Annotated in this window: 15 protein-coding genes and 1 tRNA gene; 7 read left to right on the top strand and 9 right to left on the bottom strand. The window is 50.3% G+C overall.

Features of this window, described 5'->3' with window-relative positions; translation table 11 throughout:
* Window positions 1-95: 95 nt before the first annotated feature.
* Window positions 96-1,031: a hypothetical protein gene (locus tag COW20_07225; GenBank protein PIW48905.1), complete on the bottom strand. Its 936-nt coding sequence runs from the start codon at window positions 1,029-1,031 to the stop codon at window positions 96-98.
* A 275-nt stretch (window positions 1,032-1,306) separates the two neighbouring features.
* Between COW20_07225 and COW20_07220 the strand changes: the two genes are divergently transcribed.
* The 4 genes from COW20_07220 (at window position 1,307) to COW20_07205 (ending at window position 4,897) form a co-directional block, all read left to right on the top strand.
* Window positions 1,307-2,638, top strand: a complete 1,332-nt coding sequence (locus COW20_07220) for a glutamyl-tRNA reductase (GenBank protein PIW48904.1) — start codon at window positions 1,307-1,309, stop codon at window positions 2,636-2,638.
* Entirely contained in the window at window positions 2,631-3,554 is a 924-nt protein-coding gene (locus tag COW20_07215) for a hydroxymethylbilane synthase (GenBank protein ID PIW48903.1), read from the top strand. Before COW20_07220 ends, COW20_07215 begins: the two co-directional genes overlap by 8 nt.
* Window positions 3,555-3,659: 105 nt before the next feature.
* Complete coding sequence (locus COW20_07210; GenBank protein ID PIW48902.1) at window positions 3,660-4,673, top strand: aspartate-semialdehyde dehydrogenase; 1,014 nt, start codon at window positions 3,660-3,662, stop codon at window positions 4,671-4,673.
* A complete protein-coding gene (locus tag COW20_07205; protein PIW48901.1) occupies window positions 4,664-4,897 on the top strand; it encodes a hypothetical protein in 234 nt (77 codons plus the stop codon). Before COW20_07210 ends, COW20_07205 begins: the two co-directional genes overlap by 10 nt.
* On the opposite strand, the gene COW20_07200 is transcribed toward COW20_07205, so the two are convergent.
* From COW20_07200 to COW20_07190, 3 genes are all read right to left on the bottom strand, one after another.
* Window positions 4,887-5,606 (bottom strand): hypothetical protein, encoded by a 720-nt coding sequence (locus tag COW20_07200; protein ID PIW48900.1) that lies wholly within the window; start codon window positions 5,604-5,606, stop codon window positions 4,887-4,889. The two genes, COW20_07205 and COW20_07200, sit on opposite strands and share 11 nt — an antisense overlap.
* Window positions 5,607-5,670: 64 nt before the next feature.
* Window positions 5,671-6,234, bottom strand: coding sequence for a peptide-methionine (S)-S-oxide reductase (gene msrA, locus COW20_07195; GenBank protein ID PIW49096.1), 564 nt, complete (start codon window positions 6,232-6,234; stop codon window positions 5,671-5,673).
* Between the two features lie 122 nt (window positions 6,235-6,356).
* Entirely contained in the window at window positions 6,357-6,941 is a 585-nt protein-coding gene (locus COW20_07190; protein PIW48899.1) for a hypothetical protein, read from the bottom strand.
* Between the two features lie 137 nt (window positions 6,942-7,078).
* Between COW20_07190 and COW20_07185 the strand changes: the two genes are divergently transcribed.
* The 3 genes from COW20_07185 (at window position 7,079) to COW20_07175 (ending at window position 9,285) form a co-directional block, all read left to right on the top strand.
* A tRNA-Met gene (locus COW20_07185) sits at window positions 7,079-7,152 on the top strand.
* Between the two features lie 25 nt (window positions 7,153-7,177).
* Window positions 7,178-7,765, top strand: coding sequence for a hypothetical protein (locus COW20_07180; GenBank protein ID PIW48898.1), 588 nt, complete (start codon window positions 7,178-7,180; stop codon window positions 7,763-7,765).
* 152 nt (window positions 7,766-7,917) lie between these two features.
* Complete coding sequence (locus COW20_07175; protein ID PIW48897.1) at window positions 7,918-9,285, top strand: hypothetical protein; 1,368 nt, start codon at window positions 7,918-7,920, stop codon at window positions 9,283-9,285.
* Here the strand turns inward: COW20_07175 and COW20_07170 are convergent.
* The 5 genes from COW20_07170 to COW20_07150 form a co-directional block, all read right to left on the bottom strand.
* The gene (locus COW20_07170; protein ID PIW48896.1) at window positions 9,282-10,007 is read right to left on the bottom strand and encodes an alpha/beta hydrolase; all 726 of its coding nucleotides are present in this window, start codon (window positions 10,005-10,007) and stop codon (window positions 9,282-9,284) included. The genes COW20_07175 and COW20_07170 overlap by 4 nt on opposite strands.
* Window positions 10,007-10,495 (bottom strand): hypothetical protein, encoded by a 489-nt coding sequence (locus COW20_07165; protein PIW48895.1) that lies wholly within the window; start codon window positions 10,493-10,495, stop codon window positions 10,007-10,009. The genes COW20_07170 and COW20_07165 overlap by 1 nt, the downstream gene beginning before the upstream one ends.
* A 2-nt stretch (window positions 10,496-10,497) precedes the next feature.
* Window positions 10,498-11,316 carry a hypothetical protein gene (locus COW20_07160; protein PIW48894.1) on the bottom strand — a complete coding sequence of 273 codons (819 nt, stop codon included), beginning with the start codon at window positions 11,314-11,316 and terminating at the stop codon, window positions 10,498-10,500.
* A gap of 12 nt (window positions 11,317-11,328) precedes the next feature.
* A complete protein-coding gene (locus COW20_07155; protein ID PIW48893.1) occupies window positions 11,329-12,237 on the bottom strand; it encodes a hypothetical protein in 909 nt (302 codons plus the stop codon).
* A 104-nt stretch (window positions 12,238-12,341) separates the two neighbouring features.
* Complete coding sequence (locus COW20_07150) at window positions 12,342-13,781, bottom strand: hypothetical protein (GenBank protein ID PIW48892.1); 1,440 nt, start codon at window positions 13,779-13,781, stop codon at window positions 12,342-12,344.
* Window positions 13,782-13,853 lie beyond the last annotated feature (72 nt).

The raw sequence follows: 13,853 nt of genomic DNA, 5'->3' as shown, positions 1-13,853 counted from the left end.
CCACGGAGCAAGACCTTGCGATTTTCGCTGCAAAAAACAAAAACAGGGCCGGGGGGCCCTGAAAAACTGTTATGAATTTTTACTTAAATAAAGCCTTAGTGGCGTTGCATGCCCATCAACTGTTGGGGGCTCATCATGCCACTGACACTGCCCATGGGAGCGGGAGGAGCAGCATAGGCTGGGTTATAGTTGACCTGGGGCGTATAGCCATAGGCACCTTGGGGATTGATTTGGATATTGATACCATAGCCGGGTTGGTTGGTTCCATAGCTGGGTTGGCCATTGACGGTTTGACCGGGAAGGGGCAGACCCAAGGTATGATTGGCGATGGCAGGCCCACCATTGGTGGGGGAGCTGCCGTCTTCGGTGATGCTGGCGATCGAAGAAATGTCTTTAACGGTACTCTTGGCTTCCATGGCTCCCTTGATGGCGCCATAACCCATTGAAATACCTGCTCCGACTGCACCTGCTACAGCAATCAGCTTCAAGCCACCGACAACACCTGATTTCAGTGCGTCCCAGATGCCACCAGCCATGCCAGGGGGCAAACCTCCTGCCGTAGCACCGGCAAGTGTGGCACCCACAGCGCCGGTGGCAGCGCCTTGGCCTGTGGTTTTCAACATTTGATAAATGCCGTATCCGGCAATGCCGACGCCACCGGCGATCCCTGCGGTGGGGCCAATGGTGGTGATAATATTTTTAACAGCGCCGAAAACAGCGTCGCTGGTGTCTTTCAGTGCTTTGACAGAACCCAATTTTGCGCCTTCCAACATGCTGTTGGCTTCGTCTTCATAGACGATCACGTCTGCTTTTTGACCTTCAAAGGTAACGGTGGGAATACTGTTCTTTTTAAGACCGCTGAGATTGAGGGAGTCGCCATAGGCGACATAGGCTTTGCCATTGGAAGTAAAAAAGACTTCATCCAGGCCATTGTTCTTGGTCTTTTGGCTGGCCTGCTCAATGGTGATGCCGGGTTTCAGAGCGCGAACACCCTGAACAGCGATGTTCACTCCGTTAATTGTTAAACTCATGGTGCGTTACCTTTTCATAACAGTATGGGTCTGTCTTGATCTTTATCGTTATCACGTGAATAAAACTTGCTTAAAAAATTATTAAATTAAGATCAAGACCTCAAAAAAATCTACTTCTGGCGCAGTTTTTGCTAAAACTTGATCAAGATCCTTTTTCATATTTGATATGGATCAAAGATGTATCGGGCTGTTTTAACGTATAAAATATGATAGATTAAGATTTAGAATTAGCTGCTGATATGATTTTTCAGCACGATTGATTAAAGGACACAAGCGTGCAATTCATTTTATTAGGCATTAATCACCGCACTGCGGCTCTGGATATCAGAGAGCGCTTTTCTTTTGCGGGAGATTCCCTGTCTCTGGCTTTAAGCGAACTTTCTGCTTCTCCACTGGTGAGCGAACTGGTTTTGCTCTCAACCTGCAACCGCACAGAGGTCTATGCCCTGACCGCCGATTTAAAGGCGGCCCGAGAACTGCTCAAAGATTATTTTTGCCAGCAGGCTGATCTCGACAGCGAGCATTTCGAAGAGGTGGCCTATACGGCCTATAATAAATTTGCAGCCCAGCATCTCTTTCGCGTGGCTGCAGGTCTCGATTCAATGGTCTTTGGTGAAAATGAAATTCTCAAACAGGTTAAAGAAGCGCTGTTTGAGGCCCAGGTCCATGAGGCCTCTGGGGCTGTTCTGAACCAATTGTTTACTTCCGCAATCCGTGCGGGTAAACGGGTTCGCTCTGAAACGGCGATCAATCAAGGCGTGGCTTCGGTTGGCTCCTTGGCTGCCCGTCTGATTCGGGAATATGCCGAGCAACAGGCGGTGATTCCCCAGATTCTTTTGATTGGCACAGGTAAAATTGGTGCCGTGACGCTTAAAAATCTTGAAAATACCAACTATCCTTTGCTGCTTGCCAACCGCTCGCGCGCCAAGGCCGAGGTTTTGGCCGCTGAGTTTGGCCGTGGAAGCGTGATTGAATTGACTGAAATGCAGGCCTCTCTTGCCCAATCGGACGTGATTATTACCTGTACGGCCGCTGAAAATTTTCTTGTGGATTTTGAACATGCTTCCTATTTGGAAGGGCGTGAACGCCCTGTTCTGCTGATTGACCTCTCGGTTCCCCGCAATATGAACCCCCGTCTGGCTGAATTGCAGGGAGTGACCTATTACGATATGGATCGCCTTGAGCAAGTAGTGGAGCAATCCCATGAAAACCGCAAGCTTTGGCAGGACACTGCAGAAACCATCCTGGCCGATGAAATGTCGCGCTTTTTGGAATGGTTCAATACCCGTGAAGTTCTGCCCACGATTCAATCACTCTATGAGGTGTTTCATGAGATTCGTGAACATGAAATTGAACGGGGTCTGAAAAAGTACCAGGGTGAAGTTTCCGATGAAGTTCAGGATTTACTTGAGCGGGTCACCCGTGCGATTACCCAAAAGATTCTGCACTACCCCGTGGTGCAACTTAAAATGGAGCGCAACCCAGAGTTGAAGCAGCAGTATATGGACGCCCTGACAGCACTCTTCAAGCTCGATGCGCAGGATGGGATTGATCGTTTCGTTCACAATGAGCCCCAGGCCCAAAAAGCACGCCTTGCGCATGACTGAGACGCTGCGTCTGAAATTGGGCACCCGTGGTAGCCCGCTCGCACTTTGGCAAACTGAACAGGTTGCTGCCAGATTGCGTGCTCAACTGCCTGGTTGTGAGCCTGAAATCTGCATTATTAAAACCCAGGGCGACAAGATTCTCGATCTGCCCCTGGCACAAATCGGGGACAAGGGGCTCTTTACCAAAGAACTGGAACAGGCGCTTTTGAACCGGGAAATTGATCTCGCAGTTCACAGTCTCAAGGATCTTCCCACGGAATTGCCGGAGGGTTTGGCCCTGGGAGCTATTCTAGAACGCCATGATCCCCATGATGTGTTGGTTTCATCCCAAAATATAACCCTTCAGGATTTGCCCACTGGAGCTGTGGTGGGAACGGGCAGTCAGCGGCGTCGTACGCAATTGATGCAGGCCCGTCCGGATTTGGTTTTTCAGGATTTACGTGGCAATATTCAAACCCGCTTGAGCAAACTGGATCGGGGGGATTATGCCGCAATTGTGATGGCCCAGGCGGCGCTTGATCGCATGCAGCTTCATCATCGCATTTCTCAGGTTTTGCCCATGGCAATCATGTTGCCAGCGGTAGGCCAGGGTGCGATTGGCATTGAAATTTCGGCTGAACGTCAGGATCTTCAAGCGGTTTTGGCCGCTTTGCACGACCCCGAAACAGGGCGCTGTTGTGGTGCCGAACGGGCTTTCCTGCGGGCTTTGGGGGGGGGGTGCCAGACCCCTTTGGGTGCCTATGCGAATCTGCTGCCTGAGCGGCCCGATCAACTCACGATCTATGGCTATGTCTCCCGTGAAGATGGCCAAAGTTTCTGGCGCGACAAATTGCAGGGCCCAGTAGATCAGGCTGAGCAATTGGGACAGCAGTTGGCAGAAAAGATGTTGACTACTGCCGGAGATTTATTGGACTGACCTTGAGCATTGCGCACTTTGCGAAGTGGATTGAAAAATGACCGCTCTTCCCCTGAATTTTGTACAATACAAAGACAGTCTGATAAAAGAGAAAGTTTTTGAAGCATGAAAAAACAATACACTGTTGGCATTTTGGGGGCCACGGGCCTGGTGGGCCGTGAAATGATCAAAACCTTGCTGGAGCGCAATTTCCCAGTGGGTGAATGGGTTCCTTTGGCTTCTGCCCGTTCCGCAGGAACCGTGATCAGTGTGGGCTCTCAGCATTTGCCTGTTCAAATTGCCGAGCCTGAGATTTTTAAGGGCATTGACTTTCTCTTTTCTTCTGCCGGTGGCAGTGTCAGCAAAGCCCTGGTGCCAGCGGCTGTTGAGGCGGGTTGTATCGTGATTGATAATACCAGCGCCTTTCGCATGCAGGACCATGTGCCCCTGGTGGTGCCTGAGGTCAATCCTGAAGCTTTACGCGATCACAAAGGGCTGATTGCCAATCCCAATTGTTCCACTGCTCAGTTGGTGGTGGTGCTGAAGCCACTGCACGACGCCTTTACGATCAAACGGATTGTCTGTTCGACCTACCAGGCGGTTTCTGGCGCTGGGAATAAGGCCGTTGAAGAATTGTATACCCAGTCTGAACAGGTTCTGATCGGGCAACCCGCTGTTCCCCAGGTTTTGCCTTATCCGATTGCTTTTAACGTGATTCCCTTTATTGGCGATTTTGAGGCCAATGGCTATACCAATGAAGAGATGAAAATGACCCAGGAGGTTGCGAAAATCATGGGCTCACCGATTCCCACCACCGCGACCTGTATCCGGGTGCCAGTGGCGAATGGCCACAGTGAGTCGGTCAATCTGGAGTTTGCACGCCCGGTGACCCCCCAGGAGGCCCGTCTGGTGCTTCAGGAGGCTCCCCTGGTGACCGTACGTGATGATTGCCAATTGCGCCATTTTCCCTATCCGTTGGATGTCGCAGGAACCGATCCTGTCTATGTGGGTCGGATTCGCTGCGATGTTTCACATCCCAATGGTCTGAATCTTTGGATTGTGGCAGATAATCTGCGTAAGGGTGCGGCCTTGAATGCTGTGCAGATTGCTGAAAAAATGATCGAAATGGAATTGGTCTGAGCCGTTATCCCTGGACAGGGGCGCAGTTCCGGCGTGCACGTGAGGCCGCAGGTTGGAGCCGCGTTGAACTGGCGGCCCAAGCCCATCTCTTTGTCTATGAAGTGCAAAAATTGGAGGGGGGTCAGAAGATTCCCCCCCATAAATACCCGCGTCTTTTAGACTGCCTCAAACCCTGGCTGGAAAAACCCCGGCGGCCTGAATCACAAGCAAAACCTAAAGACTGAGCAAAAAATTACGCAAAATCTTGCGTGAGGAAGCGATTGGTTTCAGCACCTGCAGAAACTGCTGAAGATGCTCGGCACTGTGAAAAGCCCGGGCCTCGAGAAAGCGTTGAACCCGTTGTTCACCCAGATAACGCAGGGTATCGGGTGTATATTCAGGATGAAACTGAACGCCAAAACAACTGCCACAGGCCATGATCTGATGTGCGGTCTGGTAAGAAAAACCAAGCCATTGCGCGTCAGGAGGCAGTTCTGTGACTTGATCCTGGTGGGTTTGAGAGGTCCAAATCCCGCTTTCCACCCCTGCTAAAAAAGGGTGTTGCCCTGTGAAATAAACCGGATGGGTGCCAAACTCCCAACGCGGCGCTTTTTCAACCTTTCCCCCCAAGGCCGTGGCGATCAACTGGTGCCCAAAACAGATGCCAAAAACAGGAAAATTTCGGGCATGGGCTTGGCGAATCAAGGCTTCAACAGCCTGAATCCAATCACTGGCTTCATAGGCCCCATGGACAGACCCGGAGATCAGCAGTCCTGACCAGGGGCGATTGAGCAGTTCTGGCAATTCATGCTGGTGCCGGATGCCATCGATGACCTCATATTCAATCTGCAGATCTTCAGCATCGAGAAAGCTTTGAAAGCGCTCAGCAAAGGAGATCGTGCCCTGATCGAGAAGATCCAAAACGCAGAGGGGAGAACTCAGAGGGTTCAACATGCTTTTTTCCTTTTTAATATGCGAATCAATCAGCAATCATTTTAGCCTTTGAACTGAGTCTGCTTCAATGGGGCCGATCTTTGCCCCAGATATTTTCAAGAAACTGATCCCGGCCTGAATTGAAGCGGTAGTATTTGTATTTGTAGGGGTGCTTTTGATAGTAATTTTGATGGTAGTCTTCGGCAGGATAAAATTCTCCTGCGGGTACGATTTCGGTCACGATCGGCTGTTTGAATTTTCCCAGCTTTTCTAACTCAGCCTTGGATTTGAGAGCTGCTTTTTTTTGGGCTTCGCTGTGATAAAAAATGGCGGTGCGGTATTGGCTGCCATTGTCGACAAACTGACGATTGATGGCCGTGGGGTCGATTTGGCGCCAGAAAACAAAGAGTAGTTTTTCGTAGCTTACTTTTTTCGGGTCAAAGAGCACTTGTACCGCTTCAGCATGGCCTGTCCAACCCCGAGACACCTCTTCGTAGCTGGGGTTTTTGGTTTTTCCTCCGGTATAGCCTGAGGTGGTGGAAATAACCCCCTCAAGATGATCAAAGGGCGGTTCCATACACCAGAAACAGCCGCCTGCAAAAGTGGCGGCCTGCAAGCCGGGAGGGACAGCAGCTTCGACTGGCGGCATGGGTTGGCGTGCCGACTCCCCCTTGATCCAGCCCCAGCCCAACAGGAACAAGAGCAGGGTGGCCAGCAGAAGCCCACCACGCAGAAGTGAAGAACGTGTCCAATCAGGCATAGATTCCTCTTTCAGGTCTTTAAAACCGATTGATTTGCCCGCAGGGGGGCAGCTGTTTGCTTAAACAATTCAAAATTCTCACGGATCATGGCGCGGGGCACAGGGGCGGGCCAAAGTGGGAGTTTTTGTCCCAAGGCATGGCTTTTGACATAGTGCCTGAAAGTTTGCTCGTGATCCCACTCAACTTCTGCCATTTCAAGCAGTGCGGAGATCAGTTCGGTGTGTCCCGCTAAAAAAGCCAGGCGTGCGGCCTGTTCGTATTCACCCACATTGGTGGCTTCCAAGTGACCTGCGCCATACATGGGAATCAGCCAGCCCCCGATATGGCACAAAGAACCGATCGTTGTGCCGATGAGAAACATCACCCCTTCCCGCAGGGCTTGGGGTTCGGCCCCCAGATTCTGCAGCATCTGGGCCACACAGGCCCGGTGTTTCCATTCGTCGGCTTCGATGGCTTGAATCGGGGCCTTTTCTTTGCGGGCCCACCAGGAAGCTGCATGGCCACGGTAAGCATGGGCTGCTGCCAGTTCACCGGCATGGGCTCTTTGCAGCAGCAGAATCAGGGCTTTGAATTCGGGTGAAGAGTGCTTGTTCACGGGGGCCTCGCATTTCTGCCATGATTGTACCACCCTGTTTGTTTTTGTGCAGCAACTTGGGCTATCTACTTGTCAGTGTTTTAAGGAGTCTGTTATAAAGAAGGTACGTTAGACGAAGCACTCGTTAACACGTTCGCCGCGGAGTGGAGCAGCCTGGTAGCTCGTCGGGCTCATAACCCGAAGGTCGTCGGTTCAAATCCGGCCTCCGCAACTTTTTCTTTTTTGGGGTTCTTTTGATGACCCGTCCCCCTTCTCAACATACCCTTCTTCTCCTTTACCCTGGTTGTATTGAATATGAAGTGCTTTTGGCAGCTCAATTGCTGCACCCTGTTTTTCCAGTGCGTGTGGCCACCCCCGGCGGGCATGCCCACGCTGGCAGTACGGGTTTAATTTTTCAAAGCCAACTCAGTTATCAGCAGATTGATCCCCAAGAAATCGCTGTGGTTTTAATCCCCGGAGGAGATCCTGGCTCGGTGATTGAACATGCTCCCCTACAGCAGGCGATTCAGGCCTTGGCTGAGCGCAGTGAAATACAGTGGGGGGCGATTTGCGCCGGGCCGCTTTTATTGGCGCGGCAGGGCTTGCTGAAGGGACGCCGTTTTACCCATGGCTATGCCACTCCTGAACCCGATTTGATCCGGGCCTGGTTTGCCGACGGCTTCTGGCAGGATGCGCCTTGGGTAGAAGATGGGCCTTTCCTGACGGCACAACCCCAGGCCCAGATTGAATTCGCAACCCGAATGGCGCAGCGCTGTGGCGTTTTATCCCCAGAAAAAGCCGAAGCCCTGGCTGCCTATTATAAAGGGAACCCTTTCCAGGCCTGAGACAGCGGCCAGACCTTAAGCGGATGAACCCTGCCCCATTTTGCTCTTTTCAGGGTGAGCGGGAACGATTCTTCACTAAAATTTCAAAATCCACGAAAGTTTACTAAACCTTTACCAGATAATAACTTTAATCTGGTGCAGGAGGATTTTGAATGGGTATTAAAATAACCGCTTCTCAGCAGACGCTGCCTCCTGTTCAGCCTGTTCCGACACGCAGTTCTGTTCTCGTACCCCCTCCTCTTTCCCCTGTTGCGGTCCCTCCTCAGGATCAGAACCTGACCCAATTGCGCAAGGGAGAAGTGCCTGCCCAGGATTTGCATTTTTTCTTTTTCTCAGACAACCATTCCCGCCCTGATTTGCTTGATGATTTGCGTTGGAAAACCCAGATGCAGCGGCCCGATCTTGTGATTGATGGGGGCGATTGGGTGCATGATGGCACCGAGCCAGAAATTCAACGTGCGCTGAAGACTCGTGAAGCCTTTGCTGTGCCTGTGCATATCGTCACGGGCAATCACGATGCCCATTTGCGGGGGCCTTTCAAAGAGGCGCCGCCTCAGATCCCCGATTTTCAAAGTTTTGATGCCAAAGGCGTGCACTTTGTTCTTTTAGACAACGAAAATGAAAGCTTAAGCGATGCTCAGTTTGAAAAGCTGGAAGCCGATCTCAAAGCCCACCAGGGCCAGACGACAATCATTTCAATGCATGTGCCCGCCAAATTGAGCAAAGAGCCTTTGACGGTGAAGCTTGGCAAGGTTTTGCCTTTGAATTTCGCTTCGCCAGTCATGCGTGATAAAGCCCAGGTCGAACGTTTTCATCGCCTGATGGATCACTATGATGTCGCTGCTGTTTTAGCGGGACATACCCACTATCCCGATGAGGTGGTGGAAGATGGGGTGCGTTATCTGACGGTGGCTTCTTCGGGGGGCTTAAGCCCCAAACCAGGCATTGACAAAGAGTTTCTGGATATTCACGTGAGCGATGGCAAACTTGATGTGAAACGTGTGACCCTGGATGAGGGCAAGGGTTTCTTTGGCTATGCCGCTGAAAGCTTGGATTTTTATCGCGATCTGAATAATTTTAACCACCAGGAACTGGGCTGGAAAGATTTTTACCCCTCTGCCAATGTGGGCTATCAGGCAGGGTTTCGCCGTGTGGTGACAGGTAAAGGCGATAGCATTGCTGCTACCGCAGGCGTTCAGGCTGAGCGTTTGATGGGTGAAAAAGGCAAAGGCGCAGTTTTCGCGAGTCTGGGGGTTTCCGCAGGCACAGGCGATAATTGGGATGTGGGTTTGCAGACTTCAGTAGGCTATAAACATGCGGTTTATGGCGATTATAATAAGGGCGTCTATCTCAGTGGGGCAGGCACGGCCAATGCTGGCTATCTTCACGGGGGCTTTTCGGCAGGTGTAGGTGTCAAAGCTGGGCTGGGGGTTCAGTATCAAAACTGGACAGTTGAACTGGGCCAGGAATGGTCAAGCAATTATCAGGCTCAAAATCTGACGGTGGGTTTTCGGTTTTAGCTTGTAAAACCTTTCAAGAGCAAGGCTGTTAAAGCTTCTGGCGCGCTGATCATGGGATCATGACCACTGGCCAGTTCCTCGATTTCCCAATCAGGCTCCTGTCTGACCCGCTCATGCATGGAGTGCAGGGTATGCAGAATTGGGGCTTTGCAGAGAATATAACGTCGAGGCAACTCTTTCAGTAATTCGGGGTCAAAAACAAGGGGTTCTAAATAGCTGTTCAAGGGCTGAGGGGTCAGTCTGCGTTCAGCCCAGTCATAATCCGCACCTTTTAATCCAAATACTGCGGCATCTGGAGGGGGAATAGCCAATCCCAATCCCTCGGTTTGTGCTTTTTCAAGCCGTTTTTGAATCACTTCAGGACTTTGTTGACTGCTCCAGCTTTCGCCTGGATAGGGCACCACGGCATCCAGATAAATCAGTGCTTTGAGCAATCCCGGTTTCTTTTTCTGCAGACGGGCAGCCGCGCCGGTAATCACCATGCCGGCATAGCTGTGACCGACCAGGATCAGATCCTGCAATTCTTCGTTTTCAATCAAAGCACAGAGATCTTCAATATGGGTGCTGAGATCAATTTGTGCAGAAAGCAAATGCGCTCGCTCACCGGTTCCTGTCAGGGTCAGGGCGAAAGCTTTATGGCCAGCATTGTGTAAATGGGGCAGGACTCTTTGCCAGCACCAACCCCCGTGCCACGCGCCAGGAACGAGGACAAAGCTCGTCATTACATATCACACAGGGTTTCGTCAAAAAACTGCTTGAGTTCGTGCATTTGCGCGTGGGCCATGCGCTGTCCAATGAAAGCGACAAGATAAACGCCTCCCATCAGGGCGATTGAGAGGGGAACCGCCAGCAAACCATAGGGGGGCTCTTTGACCATCAATTGCGAAAGCCCATACATCAAGCCCAAAAAACCCAAAAATCCAATCGAAGCGTAAATGGCGGTAAACATGGTCCAGACATTGGGGTGCGGGCCATAATGTCCCCAAATCAAAGTGCCAGCATCGGGGGTTTCATCCACATGCAGATCCAGAATCGGGGACCAATAATGGCGATCCTTTTCTGCGATACAGAGTACCAGATGGGGGTGAAGTGCACTCCAGAGACCTACCTGATCAGACTCTTCAAGTTTTTTACGCAGACGGCCAATCACGGTTTCAGGTGGGCAGGGAAATTCTTGTTTAAAGCGGGGGCGCAGATGCGGGCGTTCCATGTTTAAAAATCCCATTCATCTGCTTTGGCTTTTTTCGACGGAGTTGGTTTGGCTTGCAAGGTGTTCATGCGCTTGATCTCCGGCTTTTTGATTTCGGGCTTTTTAAGTTCTGCTTTGGGGGGAATGGGTTTATAGCCACTGTCGAGCGGGGTTTGGGGCACAGGGGGCAGTTTGAGCTTGGGCTTATTGGTAAAGGCGGCATGTTCTGCCGCTTCTTTTTCCCGGCGACGTTTTTCTTCGAGCAGTAGCTTTTGTTTTTGGGCGCCGGAACGCTGATCGTCGTTGGTGTCCTGCTGTGACATGCCTTCGCCAGCGGAATCATCCATCATTGAGAATTCGCTGTCTTTATCTTCGTCTTTTTTGAGTTTGCGACCGGATTGAGCGGAACGCTGCCAGGCGGTATCCTGGCCTTCACCGGGGCCTTGGGGGCGAAAGGTGGAAACTGTTTGTTGCTGGCCGGCTGCCAGTTGGGCCTGCAGATTCTGAGGCTGGGCCTGTTCGGGCACGTGCTGATCTGCCAGTAAATTGGCGAGGGCCGAGGCCATGGAGCCTTTTTGCAGAATACTCAGTTGCGGACGTTCCAAACCCGCATTGGGCATGGAGTTTTGCAGCAATTGCTGAATGCGGTTTTGGGTGGCTTCAGAGGTCAGGTTCTGCTGACGTTGCACATTCTGTGTGGTTTGGGTTGGGGTTTGCGACATGCGCACGGTATCTTTGGGGCCTTGGGCTTCAGTTGCTACTTTTTGAGCTGGAACTGCCTGTTGCGACTGTGTGGGACGCAGATTGTGGAATTGAGGGCCTCCGCCCTGAATGGATGGCATGCGGGTGCTCCTTTATCCGGTTTGACGTGCCAGTTGGCTTTGCAGATCTTCAATCCGTTCGCTCAACTGTTCATACTGGGTCGAGAGGGCGCGAAGGGGAATGCCTCGGCCATCCATTTCATCAAGGGTATCGGCGAATTGATCGCAATTATCGAGCAGAATATCGATATAGCCCTGCATTTCCTGCCACTGAGCCGAAGACATGGGTTTGCTGGAAACCTCAAGATAGGTTTGCACCGTTTTGTCGTTTTCTAAAATCTGATCACTGAGGGCGATCATTTCTTGGGAAACGCGCAGGGCATCCCGGTATTGTTGGGTGCGTTCCCGCAGCGGTTGAATCTGCTCGCGCAGGTGGTTTTTGGTGGCCAGATCGCGGCTGCGGTTGGCCTGAACCTGTAGTTCTTCAAAACGGTGAAACCAGTAAACCTGTTTTTCTTCAAGGCGGGCTACGAGATGGGGATTGATAGAGGGGACAATTGCGCTGGTTTTTTCTTCAGCCAGTTCTCCCAGGGCTTCTTCAATATTTTCTGCAACCGTGGCGGGTTCGGGCGCATCGGCGAAGGCGATCAGTTCCAGTTCTTCTGTTTTGAGAGGGCGGCCTTTGATCTTGGCGATCATGACATGAATATCTTCATGGGTGGGTTCCAGGCGCAGGGCTTCTTCAAGATATTGCATGGCATAGGCTGGGTCATTGTAGAGCCAGAGCAGATACCCCATGGCGATATGCGGTTCAACAAAGCGGCGATTTTTACGGATGGAGTCAATTAAACAATCTGCCGCTTCCTGCATCAGGCGTTTGTTTTTAAACCCCTCTTCTTCGGCCTGTAAGAGGCATTCCATGCCACGCGCATAGAGCTCGAGGCTCTCTTCATGGCGACGACGCGAAGCGGATGCTGCAGGGGCTTGGCTGGTTTCTGGCATATCCTTTATTATAATCGGGCTGCTCAGAAATTCAAGAGCCCTTATTTTGTCATCTTAGTGCATAAAGAACGGCAAAATAAGGGTTCAGAAGCGCACTTGATAAGCTATTGCTTTATTTCTAAAACAGCAATCTCTTTGGCTAACTCTTTAGTGACCATTATTTCTTTTTCCTGATTTTCGCGCAAGATTTTAAAACGCAATTGCTTCCCCACAGGATAAGTGGACCAGGCTTCCATTAGGGCTTCGAGCTGTTTTGTTTTCTGAATAGCTTGGCCATCAATTGAAAGCAGGATATCTCCGTCCTGTATACCTGAGAGAAAACCGGCCCCGATCTTATCCATACCATCGATTTTAATGTGTCCTTTCTCTTCTCTGGCCCACAATCCCAGTGAGGCTTGAGGTATTTCTGTGATACCCACCGTAAAATGTTTAAATTCTTGAATAAGTTCAGGATAAAAAGATTCCAAATGGGGATATTTCTGCGTATTCTTTTCAAATTCTGCTAAGCGTTTGGCAAAATGTCGAATAAAGACAAAACCGTTGTTCTCTTCTTCTTGAAGGTGTTTTTCATAGGCCTCTTTGCCATAGTATTTAAGCAGCAAACGGGCATGTACTGAACGATTCAGCAGTTCATAATTGACCGATGCCCAATTGCTATAACCTTGTCTGCGCATTTGTGCTTGAAGGGGTAAAAAAAGGTAGTAATAACGATAAAGAGTGCTCTCATTCGAATCGAGAACAGGATTACAAAAACTGTGGCCAAATTCATGCAACATCAAATACAGAATATCTTCTGAGTGACCAAAGAACCATTGATTTTTTGTTTCATCAAAGCTTGGACCCAGCAATTGATAGACTGTGCTTTCACCTTTTGAATTTGTAATAGAAGGGCCGTAATTTCCTCCGACGGGCAACAGCAGGGGCGAAAAATACAGCTGGTAAGCTTTAAACTTCTTGCGATGATAGCTTTCGTGCATGGCGATAATATCCTGTTTGGGCAGGGCTTGATGCAATTCTTGATTTGAGCGCTGATAAAAGGCTTGATGTCTTTTTAACCAAGTATCAACGCCTGCTTCTCTGTGAAAATCTTTGATCTCATGCCACCATTGTAGAAATTCTGCTTGCGGGGCAATCTTGAGGAGCGATTCTTTGAATGTATTGAGTTGCCTGCCTTCTGGCAAGGGTGAAAAGTAAAGTGGAAAAATAGCAAATCTATCATAGGTCAACCCACTTTCCATGAGCTGAGCGGCATGTAAAACGGCTGGATGTTGAGCAAAGGCAGAAAAATCCTTTTCTACTTCTTTGAACAGAGGATGCGCATCTTCGCGGGCGGGGTAAAAATGGGACAGATGGGCGATGATATAAACGGTTTCAATATTGACGTTCCAGTTAATGTTCAGTTGAGGATGATCGGGAACAGCGGCCTGGACCTCGCTCATTTGTACGGGCATAAAATCTGTAAAAGGTGTGAAACTGCTGACGAAGCAGCAAAGTCCGAATAAGAGCGTTTTGCGAAAATTGTTTTTTTTGCGAAGTTGTAACATTTAAGAGAGGGTTCCCTTTGTTGTTTATTTCTAGCGGTGTAATGATTTGCTATCCCTATATTCCCTGCTCTT

It is taken from the genome of bacterium (Candidatus Blackallbacteria) CG13_big_fil_rev_8_21_14_2_50_49_14 (assembly GCA_002783405.1).
In the GTDB taxonomy this organism is placed as follows: domain Bacteria; phylum Cyanobacteriota; class Sericytochromatia; order UBA7694; family UBA7694.
Note: the sequence above shows the minus strand (reverse complement) of the source record. Positions and strands in the feature narration are given on the sequence as shown.